Source organism: Pararhizobium sp., from assembly GCF_035497515.1.
Classification (GTDB): Bacteria; Pseudomonadota; Alphaproteobacteria; order Rhizobiales; family Rhizobiaceae; genus Pararhizobium.
Map to the genome: position 1 here is coordinate 43,651 of NZ_DATJDJ010000024.1, position 17,410 is coordinate 61,060.

General features: G+C 61.7%; 21 protein-coding genes. 10 read left to right on the top strand and 11 right to left on the bottom strand.

Annotation, left to right across the window (positions count from 1 at the left end; translation table 11 throughout):
• Positions 1-2 precede the first annotated feature (2 nt).
• Entirely contained in the window at positions 3-734 is a 732-nt protein-coding gene (locus VL202_RS02085; RefSeq protein ID WP_325462533.1) for a sulfite exporter TauE/SafE family protein, read from the top strand.
• 91 nt (positions 735-825) lie between these two features.
• A complete protein-coding gene (locus VL202_RS02090) occupies positions 826-1,338 on the top strand; it encodes a superoxide dismutase family protein (RefSeq protein ID WP_325462534.1) in 513 nt (170 codons plus the stop codon).
• Positions 1,339-1,492: 154 nt separating this feature from the next.
• Here VL202_RS02090 and VL202_RS02095 read toward each other — a convergent pair whose 3' ends face one another.
• The 8 genes from VL202_RS02095 to VL202_RS02130 all read right to left on the bottom strand — a co-directional run bounded on the left by VL202_RS02095 (position 1,493) and on the right by VL202_RS02130 (position 6,588).
• A complete protein-coding gene (locus VL202_RS02095) occupies positions 1,493-2,527 on the bottom strand; it encodes an NUDIX hydrolase (RefSeq protein ID WP_325462535.1) in 1,035 nt (344 codons plus the stop codon).
• Positions 2,475-3,014, bottom strand: coding sequence for a tyrosine phosphatase family protein (locus VL202_RS02100; protein WP_325462536.1), 540 nt, complete (start codon positions 3,012-3,014; stop codon positions 2,475-2,477). The genes VL202_RS02095 and VL202_RS02100 overlap by 53 nt, the downstream gene beginning before the upstream one ends.
• Positions 3,015-3,623 (bottom strand): HD family hydrolase, encoded by a 609-nt coding sequence (locus tag VL202_RS02105; RefSeq protein WP_325462580.1) that lies wholly within the window; start codon positions 3,621-3,623, stop codon positions 3,015-3,017.
• Positions 3,620-4,459 (bottom strand): folate-binding protein YgfZ, encoded by an 840-nt coding sequence (locus VL202_RS02110; protein ID WP_325462581.1) that lies wholly within the window; start codon positions 4,457-4,459, stop codon positions 3,620-3,622. Before VL202_RS02110 ends, VL202_RS02105 begins: the two co-directional genes overlap by 4 nt.
• A gap of 74 nt (positions 4,460-4,533) precedes the next feature.
• On the bottom strand, positions 4,534-5,274 hold the full coding sequence (locus tag VL202_RS02115) for a hypothetical protein (protein ID WP_325462537.1): 741 nt from the start codon (positions 5,272-5,274) through the stop codon (positions 4,534-4,536).
• Positions 5,275-5,288: 14 nt separating this feature from the next.
• Positions 5,289-5,558, bottom strand: a complete 270-nt coding sequence (locus tag VL202_RS02120; protein ID WP_325462538.1) for a hypothetical protein — start codon at positions 5,556-5,558, stop codon at positions 5,289-5,291.
• A 126-nt stretch (positions 5,559-5,684) separates the two neighbouring features.
• On the bottom strand, positions 5,685-6,110 hold the full coding sequence (locus tag VL202_RS02125) for a TIGR02301 family protein (protein ID WP_325462539.1): 426 nt from the start codon (positions 6,108-6,110) through the stop codon (positions 5,685-5,687).
• Positions 6,111-6,165: 55 nt separating this feature from the next.
• A complete protein-coding gene (locus VL202_RS02130; RefSeq protein ID WP_325462540.1) occupies positions 6,166-6,588 on the bottom strand; it encodes an NUDIX hydrolase in 423 nt (140 codons plus the stop codon).
• Between the two features lie 64 nt (positions 6,589-6,652).
• On the opposite strand from VL202_RS02130, the gene VL202_RS02135 reads away from it, so the two are divergent.
• Positions 6,653-7,417, top strand: coding sequence for an SOS response-associated peptidase (locus VL202_RS02135; RefSeq protein ID WP_325462541.1), 765 nt, complete (start codon positions 6,653-6,655; stop codon positions 7,415-7,417).
• A gap of 4 nt (positions 7,418-7,421) precedes the next feature.
• Here VL202_RS02135 and VL202_RS02140 read toward each other — a convergent pair whose 3' ends face one another.
• On the bottom strand, positions 7,422-7,574 hold the full coding sequence (locus tag VL202_RS02140; RefSeq protein ID WP_325462542.1) for a hypothetical protein: 153 nt from the start codon (positions 7,572-7,574) through the stop codon (positions 7,422-7,424).
• A 417-nt stretch (positions 7,575-7,991) separates the two neighbouring features.
• On the opposite strand from VL202_RS02140, the gene cysS reads away from it, so the two are divergent.
• The 7 genes from cysS to cimA all read left to right on the top strand — a co-directional run bounded on the left by cysS (position 7,992) and on the right by cimA (position 14,110).
• Positions 7,992-9,383, top strand: coding sequence for a cysteine--tRNA ligase (gene cysS / locus VL202_RS02145; RefSeq protein ID WP_325462543.1), 1,392 nt, complete (start codon positions 7,992-7,994; stop codon positions 9,381-9,383).
• A gap of 27 nt (positions 9,384-9,410) precedes the next feature.
• Positions 9,411-9,794, top strand: coding sequence for a VOC family protein (locus tag VL202_RS02150; protein ID WP_325462544.1), 384 nt, complete (start codon positions 9,411-9,413; stop codon positions 9,792-9,794).
• Positions 9,795-9,828: 34 nt separating this feature from the next.
• Positions 9,829-10,320, top strand: coding sequence for a GFA family protein (locus VL202_RS02155; RefSeq protein ID WP_325462545.1), 492 nt, complete (start codon positions 9,829-9,831; stop codon positions 10,318-10,320).
• Positions 10,317-10,820, top strand: coding sequence for a GFA family protein (locus VL202_RS02160; RefSeq protein WP_325462546.1), 504 nt, complete (start codon positions 10,317-10,319; stop codon positions 10,818-10,820). The genes VL202_RS02155 and VL202_RS02160 overlap by 4 nt, the downstream gene beginning before the upstream one ends.
• Positions 10,817-11,293: a GFA family protein gene (locus tag VL202_RS02165; RefSeq protein ID WP_325462547.1), complete on the top strand. Its 477-nt coding sequence runs from the start codon at positions 10,817-10,819 to the stop codon at positions 11,291-11,293. Before VL202_RS02160 ends, VL202_RS02165 begins: the two co-directional genes overlap by 4 nt.
• Entirely contained in the window at positions 11,290-12,249 is a 960-nt protein-coding gene (gene pip, locus VL202_RS02170; protein WP_325462548.1) for a prolyl aminopeptidase, read from the top strand. Before VL202_RS02165 ends, pip begins: the two co-directional genes overlap by 4 nt.
• Before the next feature lie 244 nt (positions 12,250-12,493).
• Positions 12,494-14,110, top strand: coding sequence for a citramalate synthase (gene cimA, locus VL202_RS02175; protein WP_325462549.1), 1,617 nt, complete (start codon positions 12,494-12,496; stop codon positions 14,108-14,110).
• A 172-nt stretch (positions 14,111-14,282) separates the two neighbouring features.
• Here the strand turns inward: cimA and VL202_RS02180 are convergent, their stop codons facing one another.
• Together VL202_RS02180 and VL202_RS02185 are read right to left on the bottom strand one after the other, a co-directional pair.
• Positions 14,283-15,164, bottom strand: coding sequence for a DMT family transporter (locus VL202_RS02180; protein WP_325462550.1), 882 nt, complete (start codon positions 15,162-15,164; stop codon positions 14,283-14,285).
• 95 nt (positions 15,165-15,259) lie between these two features.
• Positions 15,260-17,245 (bottom strand): bifunctional 2',3'-cyclic-nucleotide 2'-phosphodiesterase/3'-nucleotidase, encoded by a 1,986-nt coding sequence (locus VL202_RS02185; RefSeq protein WP_325462551.1) that lies wholly within the window; start codon positions 17,243-17,245, stop codon positions 15,260-15,262.
• Positions 17,246-17,410: the final 165 nt, after the last annotated feature.

Below are 17,410 nucleotides of genomic sequence, written 5' to 3' on the forward strand. Positions count from 1 at the left end.
TCGTGTCGGCAGATTTTTGGGTTTTCGTGGTCATCGGCTTTTTCGCGCAATTGGTCGATGGCGCTTTGGGCATGGCCTTCGGCCTCTTGTCCACCACAAGCCTCCTGGCCGTCGGCGTGCCGCCGGCAACGGCAAGCGCGATGACCCATATCACCGAAATCTTCACCACGGCCGCCTCCGGCACCTCGCATGCCTATCATCGCAATATCGACTGGCGCCTCGTCGCGCGGCTGGCGCCGGCCGGCATGATCGGCGGCGCGCTCGGGGCTTATGGTCTCGCCAATGTCGATGCCGAGGTCATCGAACCCTTCGTGTCGGCCTATCTTGTGCTGGTCGGTCTCTACATCCTGTTCAAGGCGTTCCGGCCGCTCTGGCTGCGCGAGGTCAAGGACTGGGCCGTGCCCTATATCGGCCTTGCCGGCGGGGCGCTCGATGCGGCCGGTGGTGGCGGCTGGGGCCCGATCGTCACGACATCGCTTCTTGGTCGCGGTCATGAACCGAAAAAGGTCATCGGCTCGACCAGCTTTACCGAATTCGCCGTGACGCTGACGATCTCGGCGACCTTCATTCTGACCCTCGGCTGGTCCGAGCTCGGTTCCGCTGTCGGTCTCATCCTCGGCGGCGTGCTGGCCGCTCCGATCGGAGCCTATGTCGTCAAGCATCTGCCCGTCCGGCCGCTGATGATCGCGGTTTCGCTCGTCATCATCACGACCTCCGCCATTCGGATTTTCTAGGCTCCCCCTTCGCCATGGCGTGAAATGTGGAACCGCGGGCACCATCAGGCGTTGCCCTTGGACGAACCCATCGTCCCCGGAGGAATGTCTCATGAAACGCTTGCTCACCACGCTTGCTTTGATACTCGCAACGGCGACCGCCGTCGGTGCGCAATCCTCATCCCAGACGGCCGTCGCGAATTTTATCGGCAAGGATGGCAAGGAAACCGGTCGCGCTGCGCTGACGCAGGGCAAAAATGGCGTCCTCATCGAAATGGAAGTGACCAATTTGCCGCCGGGCAAATGGGTCGGCTTCCATGTTCACGAAACCGGCAAATGCGATGCCGCCCATAACCACGAATCAGCTGGCAAGCATTTCAATCCCGAAAAGGCGGAACATGGCTTTCTGGCGGTGAACGGACCGCATGCCGGCGATATGCCCAACCAATATGTCGGCGCCGACGGCGTGCTGCGCGCCCAGGTGTTCAACGGCATGGTCGTCCTCGACAGCGAAGAAAACGGTATTCGCGGCCGGGCGTTGATGATCCACGGAAAGTCCGACGACAACCGAAGCCAGCCGGCCGGCGACGCCGGCGAGCGGCTGGCTTGCGCCGTGATCGAGTAAGTCAGGGGCCGCTGATTGCCATGTCTTCCTGAGCCGCTTCAATCGGCGGCTCGGGCAGATAGAAGACACGTTTGGCGGCCTGCGGTATCTCGCGGGTGGCCGGCCATCAGTTACCCGTCCGCACCCAGCGTCAGCGTGCCGGCAAAAAAACCGGTCAGCGACCGCCGACCTTGAGGCCGGGCGCCGGGCGTTCGTCGAGGATCTGGCGGCGGAAGCGGAAGAGGGCGGCCGGCCTGCCACCGGTCGCCGCCGTCAGCATGCCCGTCGGCTCGACCAGTTCGGCGCCTTCAACGAGGCGGCGGAAATTCTGCTTGTGGAGATGCCGTCCGGAAATGGCCTCGACCGTCGCCTGCAGGTCGGTCAGCGTGAATTCCGGCGGCATCAATTCGAAGATCACCGGGCGGTATTTGATCTTGCCGCGCAGCCGGGCAACGGCGGTGGCGACGATGCGGCGATGGTCATGCCGCATGGTCAGGCCGATCGCCGACATGCCAGCCAAGGATGTGCCGCCGGTCGCCACACGACCGTCGATCGCCGCCTCGCCGACCAGGCCCGCTTCATAGAGAAGCTCGTAGCGCTCCAGCACGCGCTCCTCGTCCCAGGGAAAATCATCGAGCCCGAAGGCGAGGCGGATGCGGGTGCGCCGCTGTGGCAGGCCCAGGCGCTCGTCCTGATGGCCACCGGTCTCCCACAGGCGCAAGGCCGGGAGAATGACCTGATCGATCACGCCCGGCCGTCCCTGCCGCCAGTCTTCCCAAGGCAGGTAGCTGTACCAGTCACGCCAATGGGCGCCGGCTTCCGAGAGGCGCGCATTGTTTTCGGCGTCTGTGCGCGTCAGCGCGAGATAGCCAACCGAGACCATATGCTTGCCGCTTTCGCCGGGCGAACGGTGCCGCCCCTGGTCGCCGAACGTATAGAGCTGCTCGATATAGCCGAGATCAAGCGCCGTCTGCTGCTCCACCCTGGCCCTCAGGCTGGTCTCGAAAGTCCGGTGCCGGGCAGGATCGAAGGGACCGAAGGGCAGGCCGTCGCGGCCGTTGTCGGGTTCTTCGCTGACGGCGAGGATGCGCGGTGAGCGGCTCGTGACCGCCACGATCGCGGCATTGAGGCCGATCTCCACCGTCACGCCGCGATCCTCAACCGGCATGGGTGACGGTCTCCGGCAGGATGGAAAAGACAAAAGGCGCATTGCCGTCTGCGTCAGCGCCCCGTCCGATCGCCTTGATCGCGGCGACCAGCCTGCCGTTGCGCGACAGCATGCGGTCGCCGATCTCGATCAGCCGGCTGTTGGGCGTTACATAGGCGGACGCGGCGCGCAGCCTCAGCGCCACCGCCATGTCGTCCTGATCCGGCTCGACCGCAAGTGCTGCGATAGCGGCCGCTGCCGGCGAGCGCGACACGCCCATCCAGCAATGGACGAGAAGCGGCACGGAGCGATCCCACGCCCGCGCAAAACCGATGATCTCGCGGACATGGTCTTCCCCCGGCGCGATCAGGGCGGCGTTACCGGCAAAGTTGATATCGTTCATGCCCAGCAACAGGTGGCGGCTGGCATCGATGACGGCCGGTCGGTGAAAGGTCTGCTCTTTCGACAGAAGGCTCACCATCTCGCGGCAGCGGTGCCGGACAGCCATTTCGGCGATGCGGGACAGAGGGGAAACGACGATTACCGACATTCAGGTCACCACGCGCGTGTTCAGGCGCTGTGCCTCGATTGCTTCGAACCGCACGGCAAACAGCTTTTGCGCCTCGACCGCCGGAAGCGGATCGATGAGGATCATGTCGCGGGTAATGCCGCGCGGCTGGCCGAAGAACTTTCGGGCTTCGGCAAACGAGAATCCGGCAAGTTCGGTCGCCTCGAAATAGGCGGCGATCTGGTCGGCTTTCTTGATCTTGGCCTTGAGTTCGGCCGATGTCGTGACGGGTAGGCCGAAGCGAATGTGGATCGCGCCCTCCAGCCGTTTCTCGACGACCTTGTAGCCGCCGCCGACCACGGCCTTGAACGGCGAGATCATATCGCCGATCACATATTCCGGCGCATCGTGGAGCAAAGCCGTCTGGCATTCCTCCGCCGTGCCCTCATACTGGCGACGGAAGATTTCCTCGACGACGAGGCTGTGCTGGGCGACGGAGAAGGCATGGTTGCCGTTCGTCTGGCCGTTCCAGCGGGCGACGCGGGCAAGGCCATGGGCAATATCGGACAGTTCGACGTCGAGCGGCGACGGATCGAGCAGGTCCAGCCGCCGTCCGGACAACATGCGCTGCCAGGCACGCGCAGACATCAGGCGCTCGCCTCGTCGGCCTCAGCGGGAAATTCCAGGCCGGTCCAGGCGGGCAAAGTGAGGGTCACGGCGACATCGCCGGCGAGGATGGGTTCACCAGCCGCCATGGCCGCTCCCGCCTTGTCGGTGCGAACGATCGCAAGGCCCGACGTGCCGATAACGCTGCCGAGGGCGCCGATCAGGCGGCCATTGACGGTGAGCGGCGTGCCGGTTTCGGGAAGCGCAGTGTCGGCGGTGACGATGACGACCCGGCGGCGCGCGGTGCCACGGTGCTGCATGCGCGAGACGACTTCCTGGCCGACATAGCAGCCCTTCTTGAAGGATAGCCCGCCATTCTTGTCCAGCAGGATATCATGCGGAAACGCGTCCTGTAGCGCATAGTCGGCGCCGGCAATCGCAATGCCGCCGGCGATCCGCAGCCGGTCGTAATCCTCCGTCCCGGTCGCGTCGGTTGCGGCACCATAGACGCGATAGACGGTGTGTCCGGCCTTGTCGAAGCGCGCGTCGCGATAGCCATCGGCCGTTGCCGCGAACACAATTTCGATGGGAGCCGGTGAGGTGACGGACAGGGTGATCGGTGCCCGCAGCTTGTACATGGTCAGCCGCTTCAACAGGGCTTCCGCCTGATCCATCGTTGTTTCCAACCGGATGGCCGTCCCGTCGCGGGTCACCATAAAATCGAACATGATCTTGCCCTGAGGTGTCAGCAGCGCACCCGGTAAGGCTTCATTTTCGGTCAGTGTGTCGAGATCCGTGGTGATTAGCGCCTGCAGGAAGTCTTTCGCATCCTGTCCCGACACGGTGACGACGGCGCGATCGGGCAGGGAAACGGAGAGCATGGCGGTCATCCTGTTTGTGATGTCAGACAAGTAGGATTTCGTGAAGCTCCCGGCAAGCATTTTGCGATGGGACGTCAGTCCCCGGCGACGAAAAATTTCCATTCGCCTGATGGCGTGATGCCGACGCGGTAGAAGTTGTAGTTGCCGCCTTCTTCCATTTCGGCGAAATCGCCGGCGGTCACAAGCCGGAACAGATCGACCTTTTCCGGCGGTGTCAGCGATGCCAGCGGCCGTTCGGTGAAATAGGGCCAGACATACATTTCATCGGGCGTGCCCTTGTCGACCAGCACGAACCCCGTCGACAAAACGTCGAGCAGGATCGCCATGATCTCGATGCCTTCCTGATCGCCGGACAGGCCCTTCAGCGTCTCGACCGGATCTGCATCGGCATCGCCGACCTGGGTTTGCGTCGGTCCCTTGCCGAGCAGCGGACGCAGCCGTTCGATATCGCCCGAAGCCGCCGCCTCGACAATCAGTTCGCGCATCCGTGCAGCAGCCTGTGGAATCTTGGAAACGTCCGACAGAACCTCGACCGGTTCGGCTGGCGTGGCATCTTCCTTAGTGTCGGTCGCGGGCTTGTTGACCAGCGGGTCCGGCATCGGAATCTGCATCGGGCCTTCGTCGGCGGGTTCCTCTTCCTCCTGCGGAACGTCGCCAGCCTTTCCGTCCCGCGGCACGTCGCCGGGGATCTGCTTGAGTTCGCTGAGCGCGAACGCGGTATCCACTGGTAGGAGGGACGAGGCGAACAGGCTCGCCACTAACAGCGCAGAGAGGCGAACCGTAAATGGCCGGTTTGCTGATGTCTGGCGTTTCATAACGGCCTCGAAGATTACTGCAATGAGCGTTCCGGTGAAAATTCGCCAGCCAGCATGCGTTCACGCAGGGAGGTCAAAAGCGCCTCGGCGCTGTCTTCGCCATGTAGGCGGATCGTCTCGCGCAGAGCAAGCGCGATGGCCGCGTCGGCAATGATTTCCGGCTCGATGCCGTCAGCCATTCCGTCCGCCCAGGCTTCATTCTGGTGTTCCAGGGCTGCCTGCATCTTCTCATGAACGATCATGTCGTCGATGTCATTCAGACTGGGTTCCATCATTCGTTCCATGGCCTTGTCACGCTCTTTACCTGGTATCCAACTCAAGCCGATACCACTTCTTACCACTCTCTTAACGACCTTAGCAGCCTTTTCCCAAAACGACACGGGCTCGTGAAGAAAGAGGTTAATTTTAGTTTAATTTCCAAATCGGGCGACGATTTCTGAAGCAAGTGTTGCTCCTTCGGCACGGTATCGCTGCTCGGCAATGACCGCCGGCGGCGTGCAGGCGGTATAGACGGAGGCGAAGGCTCGGTAGCCGCGATTGAAGGCCGCCGTCATCCTTGCCCGCCTCTGTGCCTCGCTTCCGGCCTCCTTGTCGAGCAATTCCCGCATCGACTGGCGCCAGGAATCGGCATTTTCGTCCTTGCAGAGCATGCGCAGGTAGTGCACCGAGCCGATGATTTCCGACAGCCGCAGCAGCCGCGCATCATAGGGCGCAGGCTTTTCAGTGGCAACAGCCGGGACGCCAGCGGGCGGCGTATCCTGTGCGAGGCCAGTCGATGAAATCCCGGCGAGGACCGGAAGAAGGCAGAGGCGCAGTATCGCTGGAAAACGGATCATGCCCCTTTGAAACCCCGAATCATGCATGCGGGCAAGCGGTTTCGACAAAATCCGCTCATCGTGGCCGAATCAGCTCCAGCTTTTCCACGCAATCGCGCACGCTGTCGGGGATCGGCAGGGCGAAGATCTCGGTGGACGTATACCAGCCGACGCTGGCGGCATCGTCGCCGGCGACTGCCTCCAGGCCCGGATCCGCCTCGACCTTGAACACCGAGAGGAAGAAATGACGCGCTCCCGACCCATCCGATTCGCGCGGCGGCAGGTCATAGGTCTGAAACAGCTGCGGATTCCTGGGCAGGATGCCGGTCTCCTCGTGAAATTCCCTGACCGCCGTCTCGGCCGGCGTCTCGCCCGGTTCCGCCCGACCGCCGGGAAAGGCATACATGTCGGCGGAGGGCGGATTGGCCCGCCGAACGAAGAGGTAGCGGCCATCCCGTTCGAGAATCGCCGAGGACGCCAGTTGGGGAGAAGATGTCATGGTCACGCAATCGGATATGATCGAAAATCTTGACCCACCTTAGGCGAAGTGCGATTTCAATACCATGTGCGGACGTTTCTCATTGACGGCGACGCCGAGGGAATTGGCGGATACTTTCGGGGTCCTGGAAACCGAGGATTTTCCGGCGCGGTACAATATCGCTCCGACGCAGCCGATCCTCGTCGTCATTTCCGCTGACAGGCCGAAGCCGGGAAGCAACCTGCCGGCGCGCAAGGCCGTGCTGGTGCGCTGGGGGCTGACGCCGTCCTGGGTGAAGGATCCGCGGGATTTTCCGCTGCTGATCAACGCGCGGGCGGAGACGGCGGCGACCAAGGCATCGTTCAAGGCGGCGATGCGGCATCGGCGCATCCTCATCCCGGCTTCCGGCTTCTATGAATGGCACCGGCCGTCGAAGGAAAGCGGGCAGCCGTCGCAGGCCTATTGGATCAGGCCCAGGAATGGCGGCATCGTCGCCTTTGCCGGGCTGATGGAAACCTGGGCCTCGGCCGACGGCTCGGAGGTCGATACGGCGGCAATCCTGACGACCCATGCCAATGCGCGGATCGGCGATGTGCATGGCCGCATGCCGGTTGTCATCAAGCCGGAAGACTTCAGTCGCTGGCTCGATTGCACGACGCAGGAGCCGCGTGATGTGGCTGATCTCATGGCGCCGGCCGATGACGATTATTTCGACGTCATCGCCGTCTCCGATCGTGTCAACAAGGTCGCGAATGTCGGTCCCGACCTGCAGGCGCCGGTTCACGCGGTCTCAAGGCCGCTGGCAAAGCCGAAGGAGCCTCCGGCGGATTCGCAACTGTCGCTGTTCTGAAAGCTCAGGCCGGCTTCGGCACAACGGGCTTCTTGACCGGCTTCGCCTTGATCTGCAGGGCTGCGGCAAGCACGGCCTTCAGGCCGAGCGGACGGTATTGCTCGACGAGATCGGCCGCGGGTCGCGGACTGTTCTTGTCGGTCTTTGTGCCAGGCATTTCAAACTCTCCTTTGATGCTTCCCTGAATCGGAATTGCTTCGTCCCGTGTTTTGTCCACCAAACCGGCATTCCTGATTGTACCCCAGGAAACAGGCTTTCTTGTGCGTCCCCGCAAAGCCTTGTCTCCCCGGACGTCTGGCGTTTCCAGATAAGCGCAATCATGACAAAAGCATGACCAATAATCCAGTATCCCAACATATGATGCTGGAGCGCACCTGACCTCTTGACCGGGATGAGGCGAAGCGCGATAAAGCTCGCCATGAAAACGGTTATCTGCAGCACCTGCCGGATTATTATTCGCTAGCCCAAACGCTGGCCTGGCCGTTTTCGTCTCTCAAAAATCAAGATGACAACGCGAAGGTCCAGCCGGGGCGATGGCGTGTGTTTGGTCGACTGTGGATTTGGGAGATTGGGAATGAACGGGCAGCCAAAACTGAAACTGTACAACACGCTGACACGGGAAAAGACGGACTTCGCGCCGATCGATCCGCGGAATGTCCGCCTGTATGTCTGCGGCCCGACGGTCTACGATTTCGCCCATATCGGCAATGCCCGTCCGGTCATTGTCTTCGACGTGCTCTATCGGTTGCTGCGGCACGTCTATGGCGAAAGCCATGTGACCTATGTCCGCAACATCACCGACGTTGACGACAAGATCAACGCGCGGGCGTTGCGCGATTTTCCGAACCTGCCGCTGAACGATGCCATCCGCGCGGTCACGGAGAAAACGGAAACGCAGTTCCTTGACGACGCCACGGCGCTTGGCAGCCTCGAGCCGACGCACCAGCCGCGTGCCACCGACAATATCGCCCAGATGATCGAGATCATCGAAGCGTTGATCGCCAAGGGGCATGCCTATGCGGCCGAGGGCGAAGTGCTGTTCGATACGCGCTCGATGGCTGACTATGGCCAGTTGTCAAAGCGCAATCTCGACGAGCAGCAGGCGGGGGCCCGCGTCGCGGTCGAGGCGCACAAGAAGAACCCGCAGGATTTCGTGCTCTGGAAGCTTTCCTCCGCGGAAGAGCCCGGTTGGGAAAGCCCGTGGGGCAGGGGCCGTCCCGGCTGGCATATCGAATGCTCGGCGATGAGCCAGCGTTATCTCGGCGAGACCTTCGATATCCATGGCGGCGGGCTGGACCTGATCTTCCCGCACCATGAGAACGAAATCGCCCAGTCGCGCTGCGCCCACGGTACCGACGTGATGGCCAATGTCTGGATGCACAATGGCTTCCTGCAGGTCGAAGGCCGCAAGATGTCGAAATCCGAGGGCAATTTCGTCACCATTCATGATTTGCTGCACACCGAAACGTTCGGCGGCCGGAAATGGCCGGGCGAAGTGCTGAGACTAGCGATGCTGATGACGCATTACCGCGAGCCGATCGATTTCTCGCTGAAGCGGCTGGAGGAGGCGGAGCGCCTGCTGTCCAAATGGCCGGCCGGGAAGGCGGGCGATGCGCCGCCGGATGCATCCGTGCTCAATGCGCTCGCCGACGACCTGAACACGGTGGCCGCTGTGCAGGCCCTGCATGCTTTGGCCCAGGCCGCCAATGCCGATTCGGCCGCATTGCCGGTCTTTTCAGCCAGCGCCGCCTTACTCGGCGTCTTGCCGAAGGAAGCCGAGATCGACGACGCGCTTGCTGCTGCCGTCGAAACGCTGGTGGCGATGCGCCTGGAAATGCTGAAGGCGAAGAACTTCGCCGAGGCCGACAAGATCCGCGACGATCTGGCGGCGAAGGGCATCCAGCTGAAGGACGGCAAAGATGCGACGACCGGTGAGCGCGTGACGACATGGGACGTCAAGCGCTAGACTGAACGCCAAACAGGGGAGGACGACATGATCGATCATACGGGAATAACCGTTTCGGATTTCGAACGGTCGCGAACCTTCTACGATGCCGCGATGGCGCCGCTCGGCGCATCGCTCCTGAAGACGGTGCCGCCGGAGTTCACCGGCGGCAAGAAGGTCTGCGGTTATGGCCGCGAACGGCCGGTCTACTGGGTGCACGAAGGCGCCGAACCTGGTCCCGGCCGTCACATCGCCTTTACGGCCGATAGCCGCGCCGCCGTGGATGCCTTTCATGCTGCGGCACTCGCGGCCGGTGGCAAGGACAATGGCGGCCCCGGCCTTCGACCGCATTATCATCCTGACTATTACGGCGCCTTTGCCTTCGATCCGGATGGCAACAATATCGAGGCTGTCTGCCACGCGCCGGAATGAGGCGGCATCGGGTTGAACGGGGAGCGAACCTGTCATGAGCAACAACGAGACCTTGCAGTATTCCGGCGGTTGCCAGTGCGGCGCCGTGCGTTTCCACGTCGAGGGAGAACTCAGCGACGCCTCCGTCTGCCATTGCCGCATGTGCCAGAAGGCGTTCGGCAATTTCTATGCGCCGCTCGTCACCGTGGGCAGGGCGAAACTGACCTGGACGCGCGGTGCGCCGAAATTCTTCCAGTCCTCCAATTTCGTCAGGCGTGGCTTCTGCGGCGATTGCGGCACGCCGCTTTGCTTCGATGCGCCGGATGGTGTCGGCCTGGCGATCGCCGCCTTCGATCACCCGGAAACCATCGTGCCGAGGATACAGTGGGGTATCGAGGCCAAGCTGCCCTATGTCGACGGCATTGCCGGCCTGCCCGGTGAGGACACGATGGCGGACCAGGACGCGGCCTCGTTCCTCACGCATCTGGTTTCCTATCAGCATCCGGATCATGACACCGAAACCTGGCCGCCCGAGGACGTGCGATGAGCATCGCCCGCATCTATACCGGCGGCTGCCAATGCGGCGCGGTCCGCTACCGGGCGGAGGGAACGCTCGGCGATCCGCATCTGTGTCATTGCCGCATGTGCCAGAAGGCGGCCGGCAATTATTTCATGCCGCTCGCCAATGCGTCCCGCGCTTCGTTCAGCCTGACGCGTGGCGAGCCGAACTGGTTCCAGTCATCCGATCTGGCAAGGCGCGGTTTCTGCGCCGCCTGCGGCACGCCGCTGTTCTACGACATGCCCGGCGCCGATTTCATCAATATCGTGCTGGGCTCGCTGGATGATCCCTACGATGTCCGGCCGTTGAAGCAGTCGGGCGTGGAATCGCGCATGCCATGGTTCTCCAGCCTTCCGGGCCTGGCCGGTGGAGAAACCGACGCGCACAAGAAGACCCGGGCGGAGCGGCATATGGCCATCCTGGAATCGAACCGCCAGCACCCGGACTATGACACCGAACATTGGCCACCGGAGGAAGACCTGCCATGAGCGAAACCATTCGAACCGGAGGCTGCCAGTGCGGCGCCGTGCGTTTCAGGATCAAGGGTGCGCTCGGCCGCCCGTCGATCTGCCATTGCCGCATGTGCCAGAAGCAGTTCGGCGGCTTTTTCTCCGCGCTGGTGACTGCGCCGAAAGATGGCGTCGAGTGGACCCGCGCGGAACCCAGCTATTTCCAGTCCTCGGTCAATATCGATCGCGGCTTCTGTGCTGCCTGCGGCACGCCGCTCACCTACCGGCATCCCGGCGGCCTGGAGATCGCCATCGGCGCCTTCGACGATCGCTCCGATCTCGCGCCGCAGATCCAGGTCAACTACGCCGCCCGCTTGCCTTGGGTCGAGACGATCTTCGACCAACCGGTCCATAACGATCCCGACTTCTACTCCCGGCAGGAACACATCATCTCCTTCCAGCATCCCGATCACGATACCGCCGCTTGGCCGACCCACGGATTGATCCCATGACATCTGAACTGCGCACGCTCTATCCCGAAATCGAACCCTATGCTTCCGGCCATCTCGATGTCGGTGACGGCCATGTCGTCTACTGGGAAAAAATTGGCACGCCGGGTGCCAAGCCCGCCGTTTTCCTGCATGGCGGCCCTGGCGGCACGATTTCGCCGAACCATCGTCGGCTGTTCGACCCGGCGCTCTACGACGTGACGCTGTTCGACCAGCGCGGCTGCGGCAAGTCGACCCCGCATGCCGAGCTTGAGGCGAACACGACCTGGCATCTGGTCGCCGATATCGAGCGCTTGCGCGAAATGGCCGGTGCCGAACAATGGCTGGTCTTCGGCGGTTCGTGGGGCTCGACGCTCGCGCTTGCCTATGCCGAAAAGCACCCGGAGCGGGTGTCGGCGCTGATCCTGCGCGGCATCTACACGCTGACCAAGGGGGAACTCGACTGGTACTATCAGTTCGGTGTCTCGGAAATGTTTCCGGACAAGTGGGAACGCTTCATCGCGCCGATCCCGGAAAACGAACGGCATGAAATGATGTTTGCCTATCACCGGCGGCTGACCAGCCCCGACCGGCAGACGCGGCTCGACGCCGCCAAGGCATGGAGCATCTGGGAAGGCGAGACGATCACGCTTTTGCCGGAATCTTCAACCTCGACGCCGTTCGAGGAGGAGGAATACGCCCACGCCTTCGCCCGCATCGAGAACCACTTCTTCGTCAATGCCGGCTGGCTGGACGAAGGACAGTTGCTGCGTGACGCCCACAAGCTCACCGGCATCCCCGGCGTCATCATCCACGGCCGCTACGACATGCCATGCCCGGCAAAATATGCCTGGTCGCTGCACAAGGCGTGGCCTGAAGCCGAATTCCATCTGATAGAAGGGGCTGGCCACGCCTATTCCGAGCCCGGCATCCTCGACAGGCTGATCCGGTCGACCGACCGGTTTGCCGGGAAGGTGTGATTATGCAGAGTATCAATCTGTCGGATGTGGGGGGCACCCCCCTCTGTCACTTCGTGACATCTTCCTCTCAAGGGGGGAGATCATTCTTTTCCTATTTGACTGGGAAGGTCAGGGACGCACAGAGCTTCCGGCCACTCTGCCTTCTTGAGGGGGAGATGTCGGCCCCCGTGTCTTGCCTTCCGCAAGCCCGAGGACAGGCTCAGCCGACAGAGGGGGGGAAACTTCCGAACCACAGGGGATGCGCATGACCCGCGAACGCATATATCTCTTCGACACCACCCTGCGGGACGGTCAGCAAACCCCCGGCATCGATTTTTCCGTCGAGGACAAGATTGCCATTGCGACGATGCTGGATGACTTCGGCATGGATTATGTCGAGGGCGGCTATCCCGGTGCCAATCCGACAGACACCGAGTTTTTTCAAAAGAAGCGCACCCAGAAAGCCCGCTTCGTTGCCTTCGGCATGACCAAGCGCGCCGGCGTTTCCGCCTCCAACGACCCGGGGCTGACAAGCCTTTTGCAAGCCGAAAGCGACGCGATCTGTCTTGTCGCCAAGAGCTGGGACTATCATGTCCGTGTCGCTCTTGGCTGCTCCAACGAGGAAAACCTCGAATCGATCCAGGCCTCGGTCGAAGCGGTCGTCGCCAACGGCAAGGAAGCACTGATCGACTGCGAGCATTTCTTCGATGGCTTCAAGGCCAACCCGGCCTATGCGCTGGCCTGTGCCAAAACCGCCTATGATGCCGGCGCACGCTGGATCGTGCTGTGCGATACCAATGGCGGCACCCAGCCGCCGGAAATTCGCGATATCGTCCAGGCCGTCATCGCCCATGGCGTGCCCGGCACCAGCCTCGGCATCCACGCCCACAATGACACGGGCCAGGCGGTGGCCAATTCGCTGGCCGCCGTCGAAGCCGGCGTGCGCCAGATCCAGGGCACGCTCAACGGCATCGGCGAACGCTGCGGCAATGCCAATCTGGTAACGCTGATCCCGACGCTGGCCTTGAAGGAGGCCTATACCAGCCGTTTCGAGACGACGATCGACCCTGATCGCCTGCAGGAATTGACCAAACTGTCGCATTCCTTCGACGAGTTGCTCAACCGCTCGCCGGACCACCAGATGCCCTATGTCGGCGCCTCCGCCTTTGCCACCAAGGCCGGCATTCATGCTTCGGCACTCCTGAAGGACCCGCGCACCTACGAGCATGTGACGCCCGAAAGCGTCGGTAACCTGCGCAAGGTCATGGTCTCCGACCAGGGCGGCAAGGCCAATTTCATCAATGCCCTGAAACGGCGTGGCATCCTCGTTTCCAAGGACGATCCGAAGCTCGACAAGCTGATCGCCATCGTCAAGGAACGCGAGGCGACCGGCTATGCCTATGAAGGTGCCGATGCAAGCTTCGCCATTCTAGCGCAGCGCGTTTTGGGCTCGGTCCCAGATTTCTTCCATGTCGAGAGTTTCCGCGTCATGGTCGAGCGACGGTTTGACGCCAATGGTCAACTGAAGACCGTTTCGGAAGCCGTCGTAAAAGTTTCGGTCGATGGTGAGGCGACGATGTCGGTCGCCGAAGGCCACGGCCCCGTCAACGCGCTCGATCTGGCACTGCGCAAGGATCTTGGCAAATACCAGTCGGAAATCGACGATCTCGAACTGGTGGACTACAAGGTCCGTATCCTCAATGGCGGCACCGAAGCCATCACCCGCGTGCTCATCGAATCCGTCGATGGCACGGGCGCCCGCTGGTGGACGGTGGGCGTGTCCGACAACATCATCGACGCATCGTTCCAGGCGCTGATGGATTCGATCGTGTTCAAGCTTTTGAAGAACAGGGATCCGGCGAAGTTGGCTGCGGCGGAGTAGGGGCCACGGCCTCAATCATCATTGCCGGCGGGGCGGGGGCAGCGAATACCGCCCCCCGCACGCACCGGGTTTTCGTCCAGGTCTGACACGGCGAATTCAAACATGCCCCAAGGCTGCCGTCTCGGAGGATGGATCAGCTTGTCTTTCAATCAGGAAGCCGGTTGTTCGATCGTCATGTCGGTGTGGGTTCAACCTTCTTGGCATTTGGGCGGCGCAGATTGAAAAGATTGCCGACCAGGATTAGTCCCGCGCCTATAGCGGTGAAGCCATCGATGGCTTCGGAATACAACAGAAAACCAAGTATCGCCGACAATGGGACCCGCAGATAATCCATCGGCATGACGACGGTGGCATCCGCGTGGGAGAGTGCTTTTGCCATGCAGAAATGGGCAAATGAGCCCGCAAACGCGAACAGGAATATCCACGGCCATGTCGACGCAGATGGCCAAAGCCACACGTTCAGCGCCGGAATGATCCCGATGATCGATTGGATGACGAGCATCCAGAAGAGAATCTTCGTCGCACTGTCGGAGCGGGTCAGCGCTTTTGTGGAAATGAAGGTAATAGCGAAGGCGAAGGCTGCCCCCAATGTTATCAAATGGCCGGGATTGAGAGGCGCTGAACCGGGGCGCACGATCAATGCGACACCCGCCAGGCCAAAAAGGATCACGACACCTTTTCGCCAAGTCAGCCGCTCACCCAGGAAGATAGCCGCCAGAAATGCAGCCCAGATGGGTGCGGTGAATTCAATCGAAATGACTTGAGCCAGGGGAATGAGCGTCAAGCCCATCAGCCAGGCATATTGCCCCACATAATGGGCAGCGTTGCGGCCGATATGCCTGGGCAGGATGCTGGTTCGCATCGCTCTGATACCGCCCTCGCGATAAACCAGCGGCAACAGCATGAAAAAGGCAATGACCGAACGCATTTCCATTGCCTGGAAAACGTCGAGCTCGCGGGTGATAACGCGGCCCGATACGGCCATGAGCAGTATCAAAACCACAGACGTTACCATCCATGCTGCCGCCTTTGCGATCGACGGACTGTTCTCCATGCGATGTGCGCTTTCAAGTTCGAGTGGCAGCCCGGGATCGGCGTGGATCAGTGATTATCACGGGCGGGAATATATCACCTATCGATACATCCGCCTCACAACACCACCCTAAACTTGGCAAAGCCATCCGCCCCATCACCCGCGTCCTCGATCTTCACGCCCTTGACGTCAGCGATCAGCCCGCGTGCCTTCGGCCCGCTTTCGAATACGGCAGTGGCCCCTTCCACCGGCTTGAAACTCCAGTTGCCGTCGGCCGACGGGTTGATCGTGCCTTCGGCGATGATGTAGCGGACGATGACGTCGCGGTTGGTGTCGGGGGCGGCAAAGACAACCTTGTCGCTGGCGATCTCCGGGAATTTCCCGCCACCACCGGCGCGATAATTGTTGGAGGCGACGACGAATTTCTGCGCCGGATCGATCGGCTTGCCCTCGAAGGCCAGGTCCTGGATGCGGTTCGAATCCGGGTTCACCGCCTTGCCATCACCGTCATATTTGGCGGGCTGGGAGAGGTCGATCCGGTAGGTGACGCCATCGATGATGTCGAAATTGTAGGAGGGGAAGCTGGCATTGAGGAGGGGTACGTCCTTCGCACCGGGCGCGACCGTATTGAACATGCCGGCCGACATTTCCAGCCAGTTCTTCACCTGCGCCCCGGTGATGACGACGGCCTGGACCGTGTTCGGGTAGAGATAGAGGTCGGCGACGTTCTTGATGGCGATGTCGCCGGTCGGGACGTCGGTGTAATAATCCGCGCCACCGCGTCCACCCGCCTTGAACGGGGCCGCCGCCGAGAGAACGGGCAGCTCCTTGTACTCCGTGTCCTTCAGCATGTCCTTGATGTACCAGGTCTGGGCATTCGAGACGATCTGCACCGACGGATCGTCGGCAACCAGCGCGAAATAGGAATAGAGCGGCGCCGAGGTCTTGCCGACCGGCGTGCGGACATAGGCGAGCGTCGCCTCGTGTTCGGCGGAGGCGGCGGCCAGCACGTCGGCGCGATCCGGCACGTCGGCGACCACCTTCTTGTCCTCGCGGTGATAGATCGGGCGCGCCTCCGTGGTGAAGTCGACGATCTTCCAGCTGTTGCCGTCCTTTTCGAGCAGCAGGTCGATCAGGCCAAGATGCGAGCCCCAGAAGCCGCCCATGACTGCGGGCTTGCCAAGCAACGTTCCCTTGACGGGATCGACGCCCTCGATCCCGTCGAAACTCTTCGGGCCGGGGAAGACGAGATGCTGGTGCCCGGTGAAGACCGCATCAATGCCGTCAACGCCGGCCAGATACAGCGAGGCATTTTCCATGCGGTCGCTCTGGCCGGAACCGTCGATGCCGGAATGGGAAAGCGCGATGATGATGTCGGCGCCCGCCTCCTTCATGACGGGCACCCAGGCCTTGGCGGCCTCGACGATATCGCGTGTCTGGGCCTTGCCCTCGAGGTTCTTGATATCCCAGAGCATGATCTGTGGCGGAACAAAGCCGATAATGCCGATCTTCAGTTCGCTGGCCGCTCCGGTACCATCCGTGATGGTCTTCTCGACAATCGTGTATGGCTTGAAGAATAGATCGTCGTCCTTCGGATTCGAAGCGAGTTGACCCTTCGTCAGGTTGGCGCAGACATACGGGAAATTGGCGCCCGAAAGCACCTTGAACATGTAGTCGAGACCATAGTTGAACTCGTGATTGCCGAGCGTTCCGGCTTCGTAGCCGAGCACGTTCATGGCCTTGATGACCGGGTGGATGTCGCCTTCCTTCATGCCGTGCTGATAGGCCATATAGTCGCCCATCGGATTGCCCTGCAGGAAATCGCCATTGTCGACGAGGAACGAATTGCCGGCCTCGGCGCGGATGGCGTCAATGATCGAGGCGGTGCGGGCGAGACCCAACGTGTCGTTGGGCTTGTCGCCGTAATAGTCGTAGGGGAAGACGTGGACATGGATATCGGTCGTCTCCATGATCCGCAGATGCGCCTGGTTGGCGGCCGCGCGGGCGGCGAACGGATGCAGGAGAACAAGCGCCGATGTGGCTGCCGCGCCGCTCAGGAAGGCGCGGCGGCTGATCGGGTGGAGCGCGAGCATGGAGGACATCATGGTTTCCCTTTGTCTGGCCTGTCTTTCCCGGGTGCAAACCTACGGTGACAATCGCCGAATTGCACCCCGTAAAATCTGACATTTTCGATCTTCCCGCCAAAGGCTGCTGTCAGCGTTTCTGCAGCAAGGTTCACGGAAATGAATTGGTTGATCACCGGTCTT

Bases quoted from the DNA above. Each gene is read 5' to 3' on its own strand.
- VL202_RS02125 (WP_325462539.1), bottom strand. From the start codon at position 6,110: ATGATCCGTTTTCCAGCGATACTGCGCCTCTGCCTTCTTCCGGTCCTC.
- VL202_RS02165 (WP_325462547.1), top strand. From the start codon at position 10,817: ATGAGCGAAACCATTCGAACCGGAGGCTGCCAGTGCGGCGCCGTGCGT.
- VL202_RS02115 (WP_325462537.1), bottom strand. From the start codon at position 5,274: ATGAAACGCCAGACATCAGCAAACCGGCCATTTACGGTTCGCCTCTCT.
- VL202_RS02135 (WP_325462541.1), top strand. From the start codon at position 6,653: ATGTGCGGACGTTTCTCATTGACGGCGACGCCGAGGGAATTGGCGGAT.
- VL202_RS02130 (WP_325462540.1), bottom strand. From the start codon at position 6,588: ATGACATCTTCTCCCCAACTGGCGTCCTCGGCGATTCTCGAACGGGAT.
- VL202_RS02150 (WP_325462544.1), top strand. From the start codon at position 9,411: ATGATCGATCATACGGGAATAACCGTTTCGGATTTCGAACGGTCGCGA.
- VL202_RS02120 (WP_325462538.1), bottom strand. From the start codon at position 5,558: ATGGAACGAATGATGGAACCCAGTCTGAATGACATCGACGACATGATC.
- VL202_RS02155 (WP_325462545.1), top strand. From the start codon at position 9,829: ATGAGCAACAACGAGACCTTGCAGTATTCCGGCGGTTGCCAGTGCGGC.
- cimA (WP_325462549.1), top strand. From the start codon at position 12,494: ATGACCCGCGAACGCATATATCTCTTCGACACCACCCTGCGGGACGGT.
- VL202_RS02090 (WP_325462534.1), top strand. From the start codon at position 826: ATGAAACGCTTGCTCACCACGCTTGCTTTGATACTCGCAACGGCGACC.
- VL202_RS02180 (WP_325462550.1), bottom strand. From the start codon at position 15,164: ATGGAGAACAGTCCGTCGATCGCAAAGGCGGCAGCATGGATGGTAACG.
- VL202_RS02185 (WP_325462551.1), bottom strand. From the start codon at position 17,245: ATGTCCTCCATGCTCGCGCTCCACCCGATCAGCCGCCGCGCCTTCCTG.
- cysS (WP_325462543.1), top strand. From the start codon at position 7,992: ATGAACGGGCAGCCAAAACTGAAACTGTACAACACGCTGACACGGGAA.
- VL202_RS02095 (WP_325462535.1), bottom strand. From the start codon at position 2,527: ATGCGCCTTTTGTCTTTTCCATCCTGCCGGAGACCGTCACCCATGCCG.
- VL202_RS02110 (WP_325462581.1), bottom strand. From the start codon at position 4,459: ATGCTCTCCGTTTCCCTGCCCGATCGCGCCGTCGTCACCGTGTCGGGA.
- VL202_RS02100 (WP_325462536.1), bottom strand. From the start codon at position 3,014: ATGTCGGTAATCGTCGTTTCCCCTCTGTCCCGCATCGCCGAAATGGCT.
- pip (WP_325462548.1), top strand. From the start codon at position 11,290: ATGACATCTGAACTGCGCACGCTCTATCCCGAAATCGAACCCTATGCT.
- VL202_RS02140 (WP_325462542.1), bottom strand. From the start codon at position 7,574: ATGCCTGGCACAAAGACCGACAAGAACAGTCCGCGACCCGCGGCCGAT.
- VL202_RS02160 (WP_325462546.1), top strand. From the start codon at position 10,317: ATGAGCATCGCCCGCATCTATACCGGCGGCTGCCAATGCGGCGCGGTC.